Annotated in this window: 16 protein-coding genes; 12 read left to right on the top strand and 4 right to left on the bottom strand. The window is 68.5% G+C overall.

What is annotated here, in order from left to right:
* Nucleotides 1–47: 47 nt before the first annotated feature.
* From ruvC to ACEWX3_RS16950, 4 genes are all read left to right on the top strand, one after another.
* The gene (ruvC, locus tag ACEWX3_RS16965) at nt 48–605 is read left to right on the top strand and encodes a crossover junction endodeoxyribonuclease RuvC (protein WP_207067618.1); all 558 of its coding nucleotides are present in this window, start codon (nt 48–50) and stop codon (nt 603–605) included.
* Nucleotides 602–1,189: a Holliday junction branch migration protein RuvA gene (ruvA, locus tag ACEWX3_RS16960; protein ID WP_207067619.1), complete on the top strand. Its 588-nt coding sequence runs from the start codon at nt 602–604 to the stop codon at nt 1,187–1,189. Before ruvC ends, ruvA begins: the two co-directional genes overlap by 4 nt.
* Before the next feature lies 1 nt (nt 1,190).
* On the top strand, nt 1,191–2,264 hold the full coding sequence (gene ruvB, locus ACEWX3_RS16955) for a Holliday junction branch migration DNA helicase RuvB (RefSeq protein ID WP_207067620.1): 1,074 nt from the start codon (nt 1,191–1,193) through the stop codon (nt 2,262–2,264).
* Between the two features lie 96 nt (nt 2,265–2,360).
* Nucleotides 2,361–3,056 (top strand): hypothetical protein, encoded by a 696-nt coding sequence (locus tag ACEWX3_RS16950; protein ID WP_374157149.1) that lies wholly within the window; start codon nt 2,361–2,363, stop codon nt 3,054–3,056.
* On the opposite strand, the gene car is transcribed toward ACEWX3_RS16950, so the two are convergent.
* Complete coding sequence (gene car, locus ACEWX3_RS16945) at nt 3,045–6,551, bottom strand: carboxylic acid reductase (protein ID WP_374157148.1); 3,507 nt, start codon at nt 6,549–6,551, stop codon at nt 3,045–3,047. The two genes, ACEWX3_RS16950 and car, sit on opposite strands and share 12 nt — an antisense overlap.
* Nucleotides 6,552–6,789: 238 nt before the next feature.
* On the opposite strand from car, the gene ACEWX3_RS16940 reads away from it, so the two are divergent.
* Complete coding sequence (locus ACEWX3_RS16940) at nt 6,790–7,170, top strand: hypothetical protein (RefSeq protein WP_374157147.1); 381 nt, start codon at nt 6,790–6,792, stop codon at nt 7,168–7,170.
* Here ACEWX3_RS16940 and ACEWX3_RS16935 read toward each other — a convergent pair.
* Together ACEWX3_RS16935 and gabT are read right to left on the bottom strand one after the other, a co-directional pair.
* Entirely contained in the window at nt 7,158–8,591 is a 1,434-nt protein-coding gene (locus ACEWX3_RS16935) for an aminobutyraldehyde dehydrogenase (protein WP_374157146.1), read from the bottom strand. The two genes, ACEWX3_RS16940 and ACEWX3_RS16935, sit on opposite strands and share 13 nt — an antisense overlap.
* 35 nt (nt 8,592–8,626) lie before the next feature.
* On the bottom strand, nt 8,627–9,967 hold the full coding sequence (gabT, locus tag ACEWX3_RS16930) for a 4-aminobutyrate--2-oxoglutarate transaminase (protein ID WP_374157145.1): 1,341 nt from the start codon (nt 9,965–9,967) through the stop codon (nt 8,627–8,629).
* A gap of 365 nt (nt 9,968–10,332) precedes the next feature.
* On the opposite strand from gabT, the gene yajC reads away from it, so the two are divergent.
* The 6 genes from yajC to ACEWX3_RS16900 all read left to right on the top strand — a co-directional run bounded on the left by yajC (nt 10,333) and on the right by ACEWX3_RS16900 (nt 18,553).
* Entirely contained in the window at nt 10,333–10,698 is a 366-nt protein-coding gene (gene yajC, locus ACEWX3_RS16925) for a preprotein translocase subunit YajC (RefSeq protein WP_374157144.1), read from the top strand.
* A 71-nt stretch (nt 10,699–10,769) separates the two neighbouring features.
* Nucleotides 10,770–12,602, top strand: a complete 1,833-nt coding sequence (secD, locus tag ACEWX3_RS16920; protein ID WP_374157143.1) for a protein translocase subunit SecD — start codon at nt 10,770–10,772, stop codon at nt 12,600–12,602.
* A 3-nt stretch (nt 12,603–12,605) separates the two neighbouring features.
* Nucleotides 12,606–13,898, top strand: coding sequence for a protein translocase subunit SecF (secF, locus tag ACEWX3_RS16915; protein WP_374157142.1), 1,293 nt, complete (start codon nt 12,606–12,608; stop codon nt 13,896–13,898).
* A gap of 5 nt (nt 13,899–13,903) precedes the next feature.
* Nucleotides 13,904–15,562 (top strand): ABC transporter substrate-binding protein, encoded by a 1,659-nt coding sequence (locus tag ACEWX3_RS16910; protein ID WP_221357102.1) that lies wholly within the window; start codon nt 13,904–13,906, stop codon nt 15,560–15,562.
* Nucleotides 15,559–16,143: an adenine phosphoribosyltransferase gene (locus tag ACEWX3_RS16905; RefSeq protein ID WP_286182879.1), complete on the top strand. Its 585-nt coding sequence runs from the start codon at nt 15,559–15,561 to the stop codon at nt 16,141–16,143. Before ACEWX3_RS16910 ends, ACEWX3_RS16905 begins: the two co-directional genes overlap by 4 nt.
* Nucleotides 16,144–16,183: 40 nt before the next feature.
* Complete coding sequence (locus ACEWX3_RS16900) at nt 16,184–18,553, top strand: bifunctional (p)ppGpp synthetase/guanosine-3',5'-bis(diphosphate) 3'-pyrophosphohydrolase (RefSeq protein WP_207066495.1); 2,370 nt, start codon at nt 16,184–16,186, stop codon at nt 18,551–18,553.
* Between the two features lie 110 nt (nt 18,554–18,663).
* On the opposite strand, the gene ACEWX3_RS16895 is transcribed toward ACEWX3_RS16900, so the two are convergent.
* Nucleotides 18,664–19,188: a helix-turn-helix domain-containing protein gene (locus ACEWX3_RS16895; protein ID WP_221357099.1), complete on the bottom strand. Its 525-nt coding sequence runs from the start codon at nt 19,186–19,188 to the stop codon at nt 18,664–18,666.
* Nucleotides 19,189–19,247: 59 nt separating this feature from the next.
* Between ACEWX3_RS16895 and ACEWX3_RS16890 the strand changes: the two genes are divergently transcribed.
* Nucleotides 19,248–19,586 carry a hypothetical protein gene (locus ACEWX3_RS16890; protein WP_207066493.1) on the top strand — a complete coding sequence of 113 codons (339 nt, stop codon included), beginning with the start codon at nt 19,248–19,250 and terminating at the stop codon, nt 19,584–19,586.
* The last annotated feature ends 210 nt before the right edge of the window (nt 19,587–19,796 follow it).

The following is a 19,796-nucleotide window of genomic DNA, read 5'->3' as shown; positions in this document are numbered from 1 at the left end:
GTCGACGGCTAGGCTCTCGAACAAATGTTCTCCGTGAGGATGCTGTCGTGCGAGTGATGGGTGTCGACCCCGGGTTGACGCGATGCGGCTTGTCCATGATCCAGAGTGGGCAGGGTCGCCAGGTGATCGCCCTCGACGTCGACGTCGTGCGCACCCCCGCCGAACAGCCGCTGCACAAGCGTCTGCTGACGATCTCCGACACCGTCGAGCACTGGATGGACACGCATCTGCCCGATGTGGTCGCCATCGAGCGGGTGTTCTCCAACCAGAACGCCAACACCGCGATGGGCACCGCCCAGGCGGGTGGGGTCATCGCCCTGGCCGCGGCGCGTCGCGACATCGACGTGCACTTCCACACCCCCAGTGAGGTCAAGGCCGCCGTCACCGGCAACGGGCGTGCGGGCAAATCGCAGGTCACCGAGATGGTCACCCGAATCCTCGCGCTGCAGCAGAAACCGACGCCGGCCGACGCGGCGGACGCGCTCGCGCTGGCGATCTGCCACTGCTGGCGCGCGCCGATGATCGCGCGCATGGCGGCCGCCGAGGCGATGGCCGCCGAGCAGCGCCGCAAGTACCAGGCCCGGCTCAAGGCGGTCCGCACATGATCGCCGCCGTGCGCGGGGAGGTGCTCGACATCGCTCTCGATCACGTCGTGATCGAGGCCGCCGGTGTGGGCTACAAGGTGATGGCCACGCCGGCGACGCTGGCGACGCTGCGCCGCGGATCCGAGGCCCGGCTCATCACCGCGATGATCGTGCGCGAAGACTCGATGACGCTGTACGGGTTCGCCGACTCCGACGCCCGCGACCTGTTCCTGACCCTGCTCGGGGTGTCGGGTATCGGGCCGAGCATCGCGCTCGGTGCGCTGGCGATGTACGACGGCGCGAGTCTGCGCCAGGCCATCGGTGACGGGGACGTCACCGCACTGACCAGAATCCCGAAGGTGGGCAAGAAGACCGCCGAACTGCTCGTGCTGACGTTGCGGGACAAGGTCGGGGTCGCGGTGTCCTCGAGCGTCGCGTCCGCGGGTGGTTTCACCGTGCGCGGGCCGGTGGTCGAAGCGCTCATCGGGCTGGGTTTCGCGCAGAAGCAGGCCGAGGAAGCCACCGACAAGGTGCTCGCCGACGATCCGGACGCCAACCAGTCGGTCGCGTTGCGCGCGGCGCTGTCCATGCTGGGCAAGAAGTGACATGGGTCGTTTCTCGTCCGGCGCCGAGGAGCCCGAAGATGCCGACGACCGGGAGGTCACGCCCGCTCTGACAGTGGGCGAAGGCGACATCGACGCCAGCTTGCGGCCCCGCTCCCTCGGCGAGTTCATCGGTCAGCCACGGGTCCGTGAGCAGCTGCAGCTGGTGCTCGAGGGCGCCAAGAATCGCGGCGGCACCCCCGACCACATCCTGCTGTCCGGTCCGCCCGGGCTGGGCAAGACCTCGCTGGCGATGATCATCGCCGCCGAACTCGGCTCGTCGCTGCGGGTCACGTCGGGCCCGGCCCTCGAACGCGCCGGGGATCTGGCCGCGATGCTGTCGAATCTCGTCGAACACGACGTGTTGTTCATCGACGAGATCCATCGCATCGCCCGGCCGGCCGAGGAGATGCTGTACCTGGCGATGGAGGACTTCCGCGTCGACGTGGTGGTCGGCAAAGGGCCGGGCGCCACCTCGATCCCGCTGGAGGTGGCACCGTTCACGCTGGTCGGCGCCACCACCAGATCCGGCGCTCTCACCGGCCCACTGCGGGACCGCTTCGGTTTCACCGCGCACATGGACTTCTACGAGCCCGCCGAGCTGGAGCGGGTGCTGGCCCGGTCGGCGGGCATCCTCGGGATCGAGCTGGGTGCCGAGGCCGCCGCCGAGATCGCCCGCCGCTCCCGCGGCACCCCGCGCATCGCCAACCGGCTCCTGCGCCGCGTCCGCGACTACGCCGAGGTGCGCGCCGACGGCGTCATCACCCGCGACATCGCCAAGTACGCGCTCGAGGTCTACGACGTCGACGAGCTCGGCCTCGACCGTCTCGACCGGGCGGTGCTGACGGCGCTCACCCGCAGCTTCGGCGGCGGACCGGTCGGGGTGTCCACGCTCGCGGTGGCGGTGGGGGAGGAAGCCACCACCGTCGAGGAGGTGTGCGAACCGTTCCTGGTGCGGGCGGGCATGATCGCGCGGACCCCCCGGGGGCGGGTGGCCACGGCGCTGGCCTGGACGCACTTGGGTCTGACGCCGCCGAGCGGAGCCGTGGGGCTGGGGCAGGGCGGGCTGTTCGACTAGCTGGGCTCGTCACCGGGCGCGGCGAAACTGGTTGCCGCCCGAGGTTATGCCGAAGCCGGCACGGGTATCCGCTGGGCATATCCGAGGAGGAGAATCATGGCTGACACCACCACCCGCAGTCGCGGCGGCGCGCTGCACATTCCCCGCAGTCGCGGTGCCGCCAGCGGGCTTCTGGTCATCGTTCTGGGTCTGTGGGGCGCGCTGGTGCCCTTCGTCGGGCCCTACTTCAATTTCGCCTTCAGCCCCGATCAGGCGTGGACCTGGACGGCGGGACGTGGCTGGCTGGAGGTGCTGCCCGGCGTCGTCGCCGTCGTCGGCGGCTTCCTGATGCTGACCTCACGCAACCGCGCCACCGCCATGCTCGGCACGTGGATGGCGATAATCGCCGGGGCGTGGTTCGTGGTCGGGCGTGCGTTGGCCGGCCCGCTGGGACTCGGCGAGGTCGGTGTTCCGGTGGCCTCCACCGAGGCCCAGCGGGTGTGGCTGGAGCTGACCTACTTCTACGGTCTCGGCGCGGTCATCGTGTTCCTGGGTGCGCTGGCGTTGGGACGGCTGTCGGTGCGCAGTGCACGCGACATCGCTTACGCCGAGACCCGGGCACACGCCTTGGCCGACCGTGACGCCGTAACCGACCGCGACGCCGTGGCCGACCGCGACGCCGTCACCGACCACGACGCCGAGGTCACCACGCAACACGACGCGGCTGTCGCTCACAAGCCGTCGGCGCGGGAGCGGCTGTCGTCGCTGTTCGGTCGCCGGGGCCGGCATGACGACCACAAGCTAGCGGTCTAGCAGGCCGAGCAGCCGCAGATCGCTGACGTACTTGGCGATGATGCCGCGCGTGATGTGCGGGATGTCCTTGTCGGGTCCGATCTTGGCTTCCTGCACGGCCGCCCGGAATCGGTCGGTGGGCGCCACCGACCCGCGCAGGGGCGTCTCGGGCCGTTGATAGTTGTGCAACAACGGCAGCAGTGAACCCTGGCGCTGGCGTTCCGGCAGCGCGCGCATCGCGGTCTCGAAGCGTGTCAGCCACGTGTGGTACTCGCCGACGCGGCGCACCGGCACGCCGGATTCGATGATCCAGTCCACGAACTCGTCGAGTCCGATGCCATCGTCGTACGGGTTCATCACGTGGTAGGTCTCGAAGGCCGGGCCGGTGAGCGGGCCGAGGGTCGAGATCGCCTCGGCGATGAACTCCACTGGCAGACCGTCGTAGTGGGCGCGTTGCCTGCGGCCGTCGGCGTCGAGTTCGTAAAAGGAGTCCGGGGCGATGCCGGTGGCCACCAGGCTCAGTATCAGCCGGGTGAACATGTCGGGCAGGTTCAACTGACCGGCGTAGCTGGTGTCGGCGAGAATCATGTCGCAGCGGAACACCGAGACAGGCAGTCCGAAGGCCTCATTGGCCTCGCGTAGCAGCACCTCACCTGCCCATTTGCTGTTCGAGTAACCGTTGGCGTATCCGGTCGCGGGGTCGTCGTCGACCGCGCGCGTCGCGCTGATCTGCCGGATGTCGCCGTCCTCGGTGAACCGGCCCGGCTCGATCCCGGCGGCCACGCCGATGGTCGAGGTGTAGACGAACGGCTTGAGCTTGCTGGTGAGAGCGAGCTTGATCAGCTCGGCCGTGCCGACGACGTTGGGGCCGAACAACTCCCGATACGGCAGCACGTGATTGACCAACGCCGCCGGGTCGACGATGAGGTCCACGGTGTCGGCCAGGCGCTGCCACGTCGACGCGTCCAGTCCGAGGTCGGGGTCGCCCTTGTCGCCGGCGAGCACCTCGAGGTGGCCGTCGGCCATCTCGAGGTAGTGCGCCAGCAGGTCGGGATCCCCGCTGTCGAAGGTCCGGTCGAGCCGGTCGCGGGCTGCGACGTCGTCTCGGCCGCGAACCAGACAGATCACGGTGCCGCCCACCAGCTGCATCCGTTGCAACCAGTCCAACGCCAGGTAACGGCCGAGGAATCCGGTGGCACCGGTGAGCAGCACCGTGCGGACCTGCGCGCTCGGGCCGGGCAGCGCCGACGCGGCGGCCAGCGTCTGAGCATCGATGAACCTGTCCAGCCTGAGGTCGCGGGCGTGTGCCTGTGCTGCGCCCGCGCCGTGCACCGAGGCGAAGGTGGGCCGGCTGGCGCCCGGCTCCCGCACGGCCTCGATGTACCCGGCGAGCGCGGCGAGATCGTTGGCGGGGCTGACGATCACCGACACCGGAACCTCGACGTCGAAGACGTCGGCCAGCAGATTGGCGAACGTCAGTGCCGACAGGGAGTCACCCCCGAGGTCGGTGAAGTGGGCATCGGGGGCGATGTCGGTCGACGTCGCGCCCAGCAGCGCTGCCGCGGCCCGAACGATCGTGTCCTGCACCTGGCCCTGGCTGCCATCGCGCCGCAGCGACTGCAACTCGTCGGACTGCTCGGCCGCCAGCTCGGAGTACAGCGTCTCGAGCTGGTCGCCGTACCGCTCTTTCAACTTCGGCCGGGCCAGCTTGCGGATACCGGTGAGCATCCCGTTCTCGGTGGTCCACGGCGTCGTCTCGATCAGGAAGTCCCGAGGTATCTCGAACGACTGCAAGCCTCCGGTCCGCGCGACCTCGTGAAGCGATTGTGCGACAGCTGATTTCGGATTCGAAGTGGCCAAGGCTTCTTCGGTCGGCACGACCACCGCGAGCAGATACGGGCGGGCACTGTTGCCGTAGAGATAGATCTGGCGGATCAGCGGGCTGTCGGCGAAGCCGGCTTCCAGCGCCGACACGGCGACGAACTCGCCCTGGGAGAGCTTTACGACGTTGTTGCGCCGGTCGAGATAGACCAGGTGGTCGGGTCCGACCTCGGCGACGATGTCTCCGGTGCGGTAGTAGCCGTCGGCGTCGAACATCGCCGCGGTCACCTCCGGCCGTCGGTAGTACCCGGGAATCAATGTCTCGGACTTGACCAGCAACTCCCCGCGGGGATGCGGCCGGTCGGTGTGGAAGTAGCCAAGTTCGGGCACGTCGAGCAGTTTGTAGTCCGACACCGGTGGCCGCTGGACCTGTCCGTCGACGAACACCGCGCCCGCTTCGGTGGACCCGTAGCCGTCGACGAGGTGGATGCCGAGCAGCTCCTCGGCGAACGCGGTCATCTCGGGTGACAGGGGAGCGGACCCGGTCATCGCGGTCACGTAACGACCGCCGAGCACTTCGGTGCGCATCTGCGCGAACACGGCGGCGGTGTCGTCGTCGGCTCGTTTGCCCAGGATCGTGTCGAACTCGTTTCTGATCGTGTCCCAGATTCGTGGCACGAATGACAACTGAGTGGGACGGACCAGCGCGAGGTCCTCGAGGAAAGTCGAAAGATCGCTGCGCGCAGAGAAATACGCGGTCCCGCCCGCGCCCAGGGTGCCGTAGAGCAGGCCGCGGCCCATCATGTGGCTCATCGGCAGGAAGTTCAGGGTGATCGATGGCGCGGAGCTGTGATCGCCCCAGTTCGCGCGGAAGGACTGCCGCCAGGCGCCGGCTGCCAACCGCTCGGGATACATGGCTCCCTTCGGTGCGCCCGTACTTCCCGAGGTGTAGATGAGCAGGGCGAGTGGGTTGTCGTCGGTCGCGATGGTGGGGGTGCGGGGCGGCAATTCGGCGCCCCGTTCGACGAGTTCACCGATCGTCGTGAGGTCAACGGCGGTGCCGCTGTGCCGACGCAGGGTGTTTCGCGCGGTGGCCACTGCTTCGCGGTGGTCGTCGAGTTCGGGGAGCGTGTCGAAGACGACGACCCGCGAGACGGTGGGAGTGGTGAGGGCCAGTTCGACGGCGTCGGCCAGATGGTCGACGGCGGAGGCGATGAGTACGGGTTCGGTCTCGGCGACGATCGGTGCCAGCGCAGAGAGCGCTGCGCTGGTCTGCAGTGGGACCGAAACAGCGCCGATCGACGCCAGCGCCATGTCGATGGTCGTGTAGTCCACGCTGGTGAAGCCCAACAGCGCCACCCGGTCGCCCGGGGCGACGTCGTCGAGCGCCGCAGCCAGAGCGCCGATGCGCCGGGACAGTTCACCGTAGGTGACGGTGTCGAAGTGGGGCAGCAGTCTCGCAGCGGTCCGCCCGCTCCGCGGGTCAGTGGTGAATTCGACGGCGCGTTGACCCAGTGCCGGTCGCTCGGCGTAGCCCTCGAGCACGGTCGCGATGATGTCGGGCAGTCGCATGTCGGGTCGATCCAGGGCCGACGAGACCGCCTCGTCGGGCATCGCGGCGGCGAATTGCGGATCGGTGGAGCGCAATTGGGCGATGCGGTCAACGATCTGCGGGTCAGGGTCGTGGTGTGTCATCAAGCATCCTCGAAGCGAATCTGGGACATCGGGGGCGCGTCGTTGCGTCTGCCAAAAACTACGTTAGTAAAACTAAATGTATTCCGGCCGGGTGCCCCCGGGGGCTGTCAATCTGCTGTGCATCGCGGGTCGCGGGATCGCACTCGGGGTCGTCGCGCCGGTTGTGCTGCCGTCCCGCGGGGTAGTCTTGTGTAGATCAACTAATTAATGTGACCTGACTCACGGAAGGAGAGTGGCGATGGGCGGGCAGTCGCGGTCCCGGCGAGTGGCGCAGCTGGTCGAGGCACGCTCGAGCGGCGCCGGTTGCGACGACGCAGCCGCCGTCGTCCTCGGGCCGCAGCGATGCGCGCTCTACGCCGCTCTCGGCGTCCCGCAGCGCGACTGGTGGCCGTTGGCGCGCTGGGCCGACCTGGCGGCCACCGGTGAGGTCCGCGCCGCCCTGCAGGCCTACGCCGACGTGCTGGTGGCCGACCGCTGCCGGTTGCCGGGCGACGATGTGGTCTCCGACCTCATCGCGTACGACGCCGACGGTGACGCGTTCACCGCCGACGAGATCCGTGACATCGTCGCAGCACTTCTCGCCGCCGACGCGTCGGCGGTGTTCGATCAGCCGGTGTAGGCCATCACATGCTTGATGCGGGTGTAGTCCTCGAGCCCGTACATGGACAGATCCTTGCCGTGTCCGGACGATTTGAAGCCGCCGTGCGGCATCTCGGCGACCAGTGGGATGTGCGTGTTGATCCACACGCAGCCGAAGTCCAGCGCATTGGACACCCGGATGGCCCGTGACACGTCCTTCGTCCACACCGACGAGGCGAGGCCGAATTCGACGCCGTTCGACCAGGCGATCGCCTCGTCTTCGTCGCCGAACGACTGGACCGTGATGACCGGGCCGAAGATCTCCTGCTGGATCATCCGGTCGTCCTGGCGCAGCCCCCCGACGACGGTCGGCTCGACGTAGAAGCCCTTGTCGCCCTGTCGGTTACCGCCGACGGCCACCGTCGCATGGGCCGGGACGTCCTCGAAGAAGGACAGCACGCGCTCCATCTGGTTGACGTTGTTGACCGGGGGAACCCAGGCGTCCTCGTCGTCGGCGGGCCGGCCGAACGTCGTCGTCGCACCCTTGGCCTGCTCGGCAAGGGCTGCGGTCAGGTCAGCGGCGATCGACGCCGAGGCCAACACCCGCGTCGCGGCCGTGCAGTCCTGGCCGGCGTTGAAATAGGCTGCGGTGGCGATGCCCTCTGCGGCCGCGGCGATGTCGGCGTCGTCGAAGACGACGACCGGTGCCTTGCCTCCCAATTCCAGGTGCGTGCGTTTCAGGTTGCCCCCGGCGCTGACCGCGACGGCCTTGCCCGCAGCCACCGAACCGGTGATCGCCACCATCTCCGGTGTCGGGTGCGCCACCAGATTGGACCCGGTGACGCGATCGCCGGTCACGACGTTGAGCACCCCGCCCGGCACGTGCTTGGCCATGAGTTCGGCCAGCATCACCGTCGTCACCGGGGTGGTGTCACTGGGCTTGATGACCACCGTGTTACCGGCCGCGAGCGCCGGGCAGATCTTCCAGATGGCCATCATCATCGGGTAGTTCCACGGCGCGACCTGGCCGATCACACCGACGGGTTCGCGGCGGATCCAGGACGTGTGGTCGGCCATGTACTCGCCGGCCGACTTTCCCTCGAGCACCCGCGCCGCCCCGGCGAAGAACCGGATCTGATCGACCATCGCCGGGATCTCCTCGGCCATGGTGACGTGGTTGGGCTTGCCGCAGTTGCGGCCTTCGGCGGCGACCAGGTCCTCGGCGGCCTTCTCCACGTCGTCGGCGAAGTCCAGCAGGGCCTTCTGCCGCTGGCCGGGGGTGGTCTTCTTCCAGTCCTTGAACGCCTTGGCGGCCGCGGCGTAGGCGGTGTCGATGTCCTGCTCGTTGGACACCGGTGCGGTGCCGTACTGCTCGCCGGTGCTGGGGTCGATCAGCGGCATCGTGGCACCGCTCGACGAGTCGACCCGCTGGCCGTCGATGAAGTTCTGAACCGTGGTCATGGATGTCTCCCTAATCGTTGGGCGGTCGCGGCGTTCTACAGGTCGCGCAGAATCAGTTCGAGGACGTCGAGCGCCTCGCGCAGGAGTTCGTCGCTGATGCTCAGCGGCGGCAGGAACCTCAGCACGTTGCCGAACGTGCCGCACGACAGGACGATCACCCCGGCCTGGTGGGCGGCGGCGCACAGCGCGCGGGTCAGCTCCGCATCGGGCTCGGTGGTGCCTGCCTTGACCAGCTCGACCGCGATCATCGCCCCGCGTCCGCGCACGTCTCCGATGCGATCGTCCTCGGCCTGCAGACGGAACAGCGTGTCCTTCATCAAGGACTCGATCTGGGCCGCGCGTGCGACCAGGCCATCGGCCTCGATGGTCTCGATGGTGGCCAACGCGGCCGCGCAGGCCACCGGGTTACCGCCATAGGTGCCGCCCAGTCCGCTGACGTGCGGGGCGTCCATGATCTCGGCGCGTCCGGTCACCGCCGACAGCGGCATCCCGTCGGCGATGCCCTTCGCGGTCACGATCAGATCCGGGACGATCCCCTCGTGCTCGCAGGCGAACATCGCCCCGGTGCGCGCGAAGCCGGTCTGCACCTCGTCGGCGATGAACACCACGTCGTTGGCGCGGCACCAGGCCAACAGTGTGGGCAGGAAGCCCTCGGCGGGGACGATGAACCCGCCCTCGCCCTGGATCGGCTCGATGACGACCGCGGCCAGGTTCGCCGCGCCGACCTGCTTGTCGATCACGGTGATCGCCCGGCGCGCGGCCAACTCACCGTCGGTGGCCAGTTCCTTGCCGAACTCGGCGTCGCGGAAGGGGTAGGACAGCGGAGCCCGGTAGACCTCGGGTGCGAAGGGGCCGAAACCGTGTTTGTAGGGCATCGACTTGGCGGTCAGCGCCATCGTGAGGTTGGTGCGCCCGTGGTAGGCGTGGTCGAACGCCACCACCGCCTGTTTGCCGGTGTAGCTGCGGGCGATCTTGACGGCGTTCTCGACGGCTTCGGAGCCGGAGTTGAACAGCGCGGAGCGTTTCTCATCACTTCCCGGTGTGAGCCGGTTGAGAGCTTCGGCGACCGCGACGTAACCCTCGTAGGGCGTGACCATGAAACAGGTGTGGGTGAAGTTCGCGGCTTGATCGCCGACGGCCGCCACGACCCGGGGGGAGGCGTTGCCGATCGTGGTGACGGCGATTCCGGAGCCCAGGTCGATGAGCCGGTTGCCGTCGACGTCCTCGACGATGCCGCCGAACGCCCTCGCCGCATACACAGGCATGGTGGTGCCCACGCCGCGGGAGACCGCTGTGTTCTTGCGGGCGATCAGCTCCGAGGACCGGGGACCCGGGATTGCGGTGGCGAGATGCCGACTCTGCTCCACGGTGCTCACTGGTGACCTCCCTGATGTTCCGCTGCAGAAAGTGCAAAGACCTCGACGACCGCCGCGCTGGCTAGAGCCTAGCCGCTGGATGCACTGATCCGTCGCGAACCCTGCCAGCTTATGACGAGATCAGATGTGTTGCGCGCTGAGCGCGACTGATTCCGTCGCCTTCGGCCGTTGTCAGCGCGCGGGCTGCCGGAACGGCCCGCCGACGCTCGACGGGCGCGGACACCCCGAGACGCGGGGCGCGGGCGCCTCCAGGTGGCGAGCGGCCCCGTCCGCGGTACCCGGGGGCGAAATGCGTGGTCGCTCGCAATGGCACACTGGTCATCGAATTCGCACCCGAATGCCTCGATACGAAAGACTGTCTCCTCATGGATCTGCTCGTCTTCCTGCCCCTGCTCATCATCATGGGCGCGTTCATGTTCTTCGCGTCGCGGCGTCAGAAGAAGGCGATGCAGGCCACCATCGACCTGCACAACTCGCTGCAGGTCGGCGACCGCATCCACACCACGTCGGGCCTGCAGGGCACGATCACCGGCATCGGTGAGGACTATGTGGACCTCGAGATCGCCCCGGGCGTCGTCACCACCTGGATGAAGCTGGCCGTGCGCGACCGCATCACCGACGACGACACCGACGCCGAGGACGAGTACGACGAGCTCGAGGACTCCGGTGACGAGCTGGGCGCCCGGTCGTCGGGCACCGAGATCTCGGATCGGCCCCACACCAAAGAGTGACGACGAGGGTCACAGAACAAGCACGTACCCTTTGCGGTGCTGACGAACTGATCTCGAGGAGACCCTGAAACGTGGCATCGTCTTCGACGCCGGTGCACCCTGCGCGCTACCTGGTCCTGTTCCTGGTATTGCTCATCGGTGCCTACCTGTTGGTGTTCCTGACCGGGGACAAAGAGCCCGATCCCAAGCTCGGCATCGACCTGCAGGGCGGCACCCGGGTGACGCTGACCGCGCGCACGCCGGACGGCAGCGCGCCCACCCGCGAATCGCTCAACCAGGCCCAGCAGATCATCAGTGCTCGCGTCGACGGTCTGGGCGTGTCGGGGTCCGAGGTCATCATCGACGGGCAGAACCTGGTGATCACCGTGCCGGGCAACGACGGCAGCGAAGCCCGCAGCCTCGGGCAGACGGCGCGTCTGTACATCCGGCCCGTCATCCACGCGATTCCCGCCGAGGGGGCAGTGCCGCCGGGTGAAGAGGAGGGTCCGGCGGGACTGCCGCAGGGTTCGTTGCCGGGCCTGCCGCAGGGTCTGCCCGGCATGCCGCCCGGACAACCCGCCCCGCCCGCCGGGGCGCCTGGTGCGGCACCCGGACAACCAGCCCCGCCCGCCGGGACGCCGGGGGCGGAGCCCGGACAACCCGCACCGCCGGCCGGTGAGCCGGCGCCGCAGCCGCGACCGTTCCCCGCCCAGCCCGCGCCCACCCCGACACCGGGTCCCTCACCGAGTCCGGCACCGCCGGGTCCCGCGCCGCAGTCGCCGGGCGACTCCGCCGAACCCGGTCAGCAGGACGCCCCGCTGGCCACCCGGATCCAGGACGAGAAGCGGCTGCGCCAGAGCAGCGAGCAGGCGATCCAGATCCTGGCGATGCAGTTCCAGGCCACCCGCTGCGGTGACGAGGACGTGCTGGCAGGCAACGACGACCCCAACCTGCCCCTGGTCACCTGCTCGACCGACGGCAACGAGGTCTACCTGCTCGACAGCTCGATCATCAACGGCGAGCAGATCGCCAACGCCAGCTCCGGACTGGACACGCAGCGCGGCGAATACGTCGTCGACGTCGAGTTCAAGAGCGACGCCGCCAAGACGTGGGCGGACTTCACCGCGGCCAACGTGGGCACCCAGACGGCGTTCGTGCTGGACTCGCAGGTGGTCAGCGCCCCGCAGATCCAGGAGCCCATTCCCGGTGGGCAGACCCAGATCACCGGCCAGTTCACCCAGGACACGGCGCGCGAGCTGGCCAACGTCCTCAAATACGGCTCGCTCCCGTTGTCGTTCGAGTCGTCGGAAGCAGAGACGGTGTCGGCCACGCTGGGCTTGTCGTCGCTGCGGGCCGGCCTGATCGCCGGTGCGGTCGGATTGGCGGCGGTGCTGCTGTACTCGCTGCTGTACTACCGCGTGCTGGGCCTGCTGGTGGCGCTGTCGCTGGTGGCCTCGGGCGCCATGGTCTTCGCCATCCTGGTCCTGCTGGGCCGCTACATCGGCTACACACTGGATCTGGCCGGGATCGCCGGCCTGATCATCGGTATCGGTATGACCGCGGACTCGTTCGTGGTGTTCTTCGAACGAATAAAGGACGAGATCCGGGAAGGACGCTCGTTCCGGTCGGCGGTGCCGCGAGGCTGGACCAGGGCCCGCAAGACGATCCTCTCCGGCAACGCGGTGACGTTCCTGGCCGCCGCGGTGCTGTACTTCCTGGCCATCGGCCAGGTGAAGGGCTTCGCCTTCACCCTGGGGTTGACCACGATCCTCGATGTGGTCGTCGTGTTCCTGGTGACCTGGCCGTTGGCCTTCCTCGCCTCGAAGTCCACGACGATGGCCAAGCCGGCGCTCAACGGGCTCGGAGCCGTCCAGCAGATCGCACGCGAACGCCGAGCGGCCGCGCACGCGGCGGGACGGGGCTGAGGCATGGCCAGACGTCAGCGAACCAACGACAGTGTCGACACCCGGGCCACCGGAGTCGAGGCGCCCGAGCTGGAATCGGGCACCGGGGCTCCGCGCCGTAACTTCTTCGTGCGGCTCTACACCGGCACCGGCGCGTTCGAGGTCATCGGCAAGCGCAAGCTCTGGTACGGCATCAGCGGTGGCATCGTGCTCATCGCGCTGGCCGCGATCCTGTTGCGCGGCTTCACCTTCGGCATCGACTTCGTCGGCGGCACGAAGGTGTCGTTCCCGCGGGGTGAGGGTCAGGCCACCACCCAGCAGGTCGAGACGGTGTTCACCGACGCGGTGGGCGCGCCCCCGGAGTCGGTGGTGGTCGTCGGCAGCGGCGACTCGGCGACGTTCCAGATCCGTTCGGAGACACTGAGCAACGACGAGGTCATCGCGCTGCGCGGCGCGCTGTTCGACGCCTTCCAGCCCGTCGGCGCCGACGGCACCCCCAGCCCGGAGGCGGTCAGCGATTCGGCCGTGTCGGAGACGTGGGGCGGTCAGATCACCCAGAAGGCCCTGATCGCGCTGGTGGTGTTCCTGGTGCTGGCGGCCATCTACATCACGGTGCGTTACGAGCGGTACATGGCGATCGCCGCGTTGACGACGCTGCTGTTCGACCTCGTCGTCACGGCAGGGGTCTACGCCCTGGTGGGCTTCGAGGTCACCCCGGCCACCGTGATCGGCCTGCTCACGATTCTGGGCTTCTCGCTCTACGACACCGTGATCGTGTTCGACAAGGTCGAAGAGAACACCGAGGGGTTCGAACACACGACCCGGCGCACGTTCGCCGAACAGGCCAACCTCGCGGTCAACCAGACCTTCATGCGCTCGATCAACACCAGCGTGATCTCGGTGCTGCCGATCATCGCACTGATGGTCATCGCGGTGTGGCTGCTGGGCGTGGGCACCCTGATGGACCTGGCGCTGGTGCAGCTCGTCGGCGTCATCGTGGGCACCTACTCGTCGATCTTCTTCGCCACACCGCTGCTGGTCAGCCTGCGTGAGCGCACGGAACTGGTCAGCAAGCACACCCGGCGGGTGCTCAACCGCCGCGCGACTGCCGCGGCGAAGGCCGCCGGTGGATCGGGAAGTGACGACGCGGCCGACCTCGGCGCCGACGAGGACGACGACGCCCAGCCGGCCTCGGTGTCGGCCTCGGCGGCGCCGAGCATCCCGCCCGACAAGCCCGCCCCCGGCGCGCGCCCGGTGCGTCCCACCACGAGCAGGACCGGGCGGCCTTCGGGTAAGCGAAGCCCCCGGAACCGGTAGCCGGGATGGCCCGACGCAGGGCGCGACGCGTCACCGTGGCGGCCGTCGTGCTGTGTCTGCTCGCCGGCCCGGCCCTGGCGTCCTGTGCTGACCAGGCCGCCGACTCCGTCGACTACGCCGTCGACGGTGCGTTGGTCAGCTACAACACCAACACCGTCGCCGGAGCCGCCTCCGGTGGCCCCCAGGCGTTCGCCCGGGCGCTGACCGGGTTCACGTATCACGGCCCGGAAGGGCAGATCGTCGGCGACCACGACTTCGGAACCACCAATCTGGTCGGCCGCAACCCGCTGGTGCTCGACTACGAGATCAAACCGGAAGCGGTGTATTCCGACGGGAAACCGGTGACGTGTGACGACATGGTGCTCGCGTGGGCGGCGCAGTCCGGGCGGTTCCCGGCCTTCGACGCGGCCAGCCGCGCCGGTTACACCGACATCGCCACCGTCGAGTGTGTGCCGGGTCAGAAGAAGGCTCGGGTGTCCTTCGCCCAGGACCGGCCGTTCACCGACTACGGGCAGCTGTTCACCGCGACCTCGCTGATGCCGGCCCACGTCCTGGCCGACGAGCTCGGCCTCGGCGACGGCGGGGTGACGCGGGCACTGCTGGACAACGACGGTCCGGTCGTCGAGCGCATCGCTGCGGCGTGGAACACCGTCTGGGATCTGACGCCGGATGTGGACCTGGCCCGGTTCCCGTCGTCGGGTCCCTACAAGTTGGACTCGGTGTCGTCCGACGGCTCGGTGGTGCTGGTCGCCAACGACAAGTGGTGGGGCACCATGCCGATCACCGGGCGCGTCGTGGTCCATCCGCGCAGCTCGGACATGCAGGACCGGGTGGACGAGGGCGCTTATGACGTGGTCGACATCGCGTCGGGTTCCCTGGGCACGCTGAACCTGCCCGATGACTATCAGCGATCCGAATCGGCCTCGGCGGGCGTCGAGCAGCTCCTGTTCGCCCCGCAGGGACCGCTGGCCGCCGTGCCGGCGCGACGCGCGGTGGCCCTGTGCACTCCGCGCGACGTCATCGCCCGCAACGCCGAGGTGCCGGTGGTGAACTCACGGCTCAACACGGCCACCGAGGACGCCTACGGCGCGGCCGAGACGACCCCCGAGGCCGGCGAGTTCGCCGTCGCCAATCCCGACGCCGCGCGTGCCGCGCTGGGCGGGCAACCGTTGACGGTGCGGATGGGTTATCAAACCCCCAATGCCCGCCTCGCCGCGCTGGTCGGCGCGATCGCGCGCTCCTGCGCTCCCGCCGGCATCACCGTCGAAGACGTTGCCGGCGCGGACACGGGGCCACTGGCGCTGCGCAACAACGAGATCGACGTCCTGGTGGCCGGGACCGGGGGCGCAGCCGGCAGCGGGTCGTCGGGATCCTCGGCCGTGGACGCGTACACGCTGCACAGCGCCAACGGCAACAATCTGCCGCGGTACGCCAACGAACGCATCGACGGCATCATCTCGACCATCGCGGTGATCAACGACCCGAAGGAGATCGCGAGGTTGCTCGCCGAGGCGGCGCCGATCCTCTGGGGGGACATGCCGACTCTGCCGCTGTACCGTCAGCAGCGGACCCTGGTCACCTCGACGAACATGTTCGCGGTGAGCGCGAATCCGACACGATGGGGAGCCGGGTGGAACATGGACCGCTGGAAGTTGAGCCAGTGAGCGGCTCGGAGCTCTCCCCGGTGCCTGAGGTCTCCGGCAATTCCGACGCCCCTGACGTCTCTCGGGTCTCCGGGGTCATCGCGTCCCTGCTGCGTGAGGTGCCCGATTTTCCCGAGCCGGGTATCCAGTTCAAAGACCTGACACCCGTGCTGGCCGACGCGCGCGGGCTGGCCGAGGTGAGCAAGGCCATCGCCGACGTCGCACGCGGTGCTGACCTGGTCGCAGGGGTGGATGCGCGCGGCTTCCTGCTCGGCGGCGCGGTCGCCCTCGAGCTCGGCGTCGGTGTCCTCGCGGTGCGCAAGGGGGGCAAGCTCCCGCCGCCGGTGCTCAGCGAGACCTACACGCTCGAGTACGGCACCGCCACGCTGGAAGTGCCCGCCGAGGGCGTCGAGCTCGCCGGGCGGTCGGTGGTCGTCATCGACGATGTGCTGGCGACCGGGGGGACCCTGGCCGCGACGCACGCGCTGCTCACCGCGGCGGGTGCACAGGTGACGCGGGCGGTGGTGATGCTCGAGCTGGCCGCCCTCGGTGGCCGGGCGGTGCTGGATCCGCTTGCGGTCACGAGCTTGTACACGGTCTGAACGGATATCCTGCCTACAGGACAGCCCCGGGAGGTGAACAATGGCCGGCGAGGTCAACACGGATCACCGCGCGAGCCAGGCCGGGCAGTCACCAACCCGGGCCGGTGCGGCGGGCCCTGAAACCCAGCCCATGGAGCTGCCGAAGCCCTCCACCAGCGCGTCCCGGCGGGTGCGGGCCCGGCTGGCCCGGCGGATGACGTCGCAGCGCAGCGCCGTCAACCCGGTGCTCGAGCCGCTGGTCGCCGTACACCGGGAGATCTATCCGAAGGCAGACCTGGCGCTGCTGCAGAAGGCCTATGACGTCGCCGAGCAGCGGCACGCCGACCAGATGCGCAAGTCCGGTGATCCCTACATCACCCACCCGCTGGCGGTGGCCAACATCCTGGCCGAGCTCGGCATGGACACCACGACGCTGGTGGCGGCACTGCTGCACGACACCGTCGAGGACACCGGCTACACGTTGGAGGCGCTGACCGAGGAGTTCGGCACCGAGGTCGGCCACCTCGTCGACGGGGTCACCAAGCTGGACAAGGTCGCCCTCGGCACGGCTGCCGAAGGCGAGACGATCCGCAAGATGATCATCGCGATGGCGCGTGATCCCCGCGTGCTGGTGATCAAGGTGGCCGACCGGCTGCACAACATGCGGACCATGCGCTTCCTACCGCCGGAGAAGCAGGCCCGCAAGGCCCGCGAAACACTCGAAGTCATTGCCCCGCTGGCGCACAGACTGGGTATGGCGACGGTCAAGTGGGAGCTCGAGGATCTGTCGTTCGCGATCCTGCATCCGAAGAAGTACGAGGAGATCGTCCGGCTGGTCGCCGACCGGGCGCCGTCGCGTGACACCTATCTGGCCAAGGTGCGCGCCGAGATCAACGCGACCCTGTCGGCATCGAAGATCAACGCCGTTGTCGAAGGCAGGCCCAAGCACTACTGGTCGATCTATCAGAAGATGATCGTCAAGGGCCGCGACTTCGACGACATCCACGACCTGGTCGGCGTGCGCATCCTGTGCGACGAGGTGCGGGACTGCTACGCCGCGGTCGGGGTGGTGCATTCGTTGTGGCAGCCCATCGCCGGGCGGTTCAAGGACTACATCGCCCAGCCCCGCTTCGGGGTTTACCAGTCGTTGCACACCACGGTGGTGGGTCCGGAGGGCAAGCCGCTGGAGGTGCAGATCCGCACCTTCGACATGCACAAGACCGCCGAATACGGCATCGCCGCGCACTGGCGGTACAAGGAGGCGAAGGGCCGCAACGCCGCCCCGCCCAGCCACGCAGCGACCGAGATCGACGACATGGCCTGGATGCGTCAGCTGTTGGACTGGCAGCGGGAGGCCGCCGACCCCGGCGAGTTCCTCGAGTCGTTGCGTTACGACCTTGCGGTGCAGGAGATCTTCGTGTTCACCCCCAAAGGTGACGTGATCACGCTGCCCACCGGGTCGACACCGATCGACTTCGCCTACGCGGTGCACACCGAGGTCGGACACCGCTGCATCGGTGCGCGGGTCAACGGCCGACTCGTCGCGCTGGAACGCAAGCTGGAAAACGGCGAAGTGGTCGAGATCTTCACCTCGAAGGCGCCCAACGCTGGACCGTCGCGCGACTGGCAGACCTTTGTGGTCTCCCCGCGCGCCAAAGCCAAGATCCGACAGTGGTTCGCCAAGGAACGGCGAGAAGAGGCGCTGGAAACGGGTAAGGACGCGATCGCGCGAGAAGTGCGTCGTGGCGGACTTCCGTTGCAGCGCTTGATGACTGCCGAGTCCATCGGCGCGCTGGCCCGCGAACTGCGTTACACCGACGTCTCGGCGCTCTACACCGCGGTCGGCGAGGGGCACGTCTCGGCCCGCCACGTGGTGCAGCGGCTGGTCGCCCAGATCGGTGGCGACGACGACGCTGCCGACGAACTGGCCGAGCGGTCCACGCCGGCAACCATGCCGGTGCGTCAGCGCAGCAGCGACGACGTCGGCGTCGCCGTCCCCGGCGCCCCGGGTGTGCTGACCAAGTTGGCCAAGTGCTGCACCCCGGTGCCCGGCGACAACATCATGGGCTTCGTCACCCGCGGTGGCGGCGTCAGCGTGCACCGCACCGACTGCACCAATGCCGCGTCGCTGCAGGATCAGTCCGAACGGATCATCGACGTGCAGTGGGCGCCGTCGCCGTCGTCGGTGTTCCTGGTCGCGATCCAGGTGGAGGCGCTGGATCGGCACCGGCTGCTCTCCGATGTCACCCGGGTGCTGGCCGACGAGAAGGTCAACATCCTGTCGGCTTCGGTGACGACGTCCAACGACCGGGTCGCGATCAGTCGCTTCACGTTCGAGATGGGCGACCCCAAGCATCTCGGCCACGTGTTAAACGTGGTGCGCAATGTGGAGGGTGTGTACGACGTCTACCGGGTGACGTCGGCGGCGTGAGCCGCGGTGGGGCAGAAGCGGCGTGAGCCGCGGTGGGGCAGAAGCGGCGTGAGCCGCGGTGGGGCAGAAGCGGCGTGAGCCGCGGTGGGGCAGTGGCGGCGTGAGCCGCGTCATCGCGCCGGCATGAGCACCATGCTCAGTATCCGTTTCGTCCGGTCCCTGCCCGGCCCGTTTGTGGACAGGGGTTGGAGTAGCTCGGCGAGCTTGCGGCGCAACGTCGCCAGCTCGTCGTCCGACAGCCACAGTGCCATCTGAGTGAACGACACTCCGTCGCCTACCGGGTCGGCGCCGGCGTCATCGAGGTAGCGGTCGAAGTCCGCGAGCAGTGCCGCCGCATAGGCGGTGAAGGCGCGCCGGTGATCGTCGAGGCTGAGCGCGCGAGCCTCCGCAGCGCCGACGGACGCGCTGGGCAGATGCAGCGCGTACATGCGCTCGACGGTGCCCCGCACCGGCCTTTCGCCCGTGACGACGAGAACGCCGGCATCGGCCAGCATCGCGACGTGCCGGTACAGCGATGCGCTGGGCACATCCGTCAACTGCGATTTGAGCTGCTTGGTGGTCAGCGCGCTGCCGTCGAGCAGAGCCTGGATGATGCGGATGCGGATCGGGTGCAGGAGGAGATCGATCGACGGCATACCGCCATTATCGCCGGTGCTATTATTCTCATAAATGAGAATGATAGAGGAGGCGGACAATGGCGAGGATTGCGCGGATCGGCGACGACGTGACGGTGCAGCTGGGCGTGTGGGAGAAAATTGCCGGTCTGCACGGTGACTTCCGGTTCCCTGTCTCGGCGATCACCGCGGTCGAGGTGGATCACGACCCGCTGTCGTGTGTGCGCGGCATGCGCGCGCCCGGTCTGCATGTACCCGGTCGCGTCAAGATCGGCACATGGCGACGCTCCGGCGCCAAGACCTTCGCCGTGGCGCGTCGTTCGACGCCGGCGGTGCGGCTGGACCTGTCCGGGCAGCCCTACGGCCGGATGGTCATCAGTGTCGCCGACGCAGCGGCGACCGCCGACAGCCTGCGCTGAAACCGGTGGGCGCAGTGATCGCCAGGGACTTTCGGCCGTAGGCGGCGGGCGTCCCCGGCCATAGCATTCGCTGCAGAAGCAGGTGCGCCGCCGTGGTGCGCCGCGTGATCGGTGGGAGGACCGCAGTGGGACGACACGTGGGTGATCGATACGAATGTCAGGAGTGCGGTGCGCGGTTGGTCTACGAGAAGGAATGTCCGTGCCCGCCCG

This window comes from Mycobacterium sp. G7A2 (assembly GCF_041902445.1).
Taxonomy (GTDB): Bacteria; Actinomycetota; Actinomycetes; order Mycobacteriales; family Mycobacteriaceae; genus Mycobacterium.
Note: the sequence above shows the minus strand (reverse complement) of the source record. Positions and strands in the feature narration are given on the sequence as shown.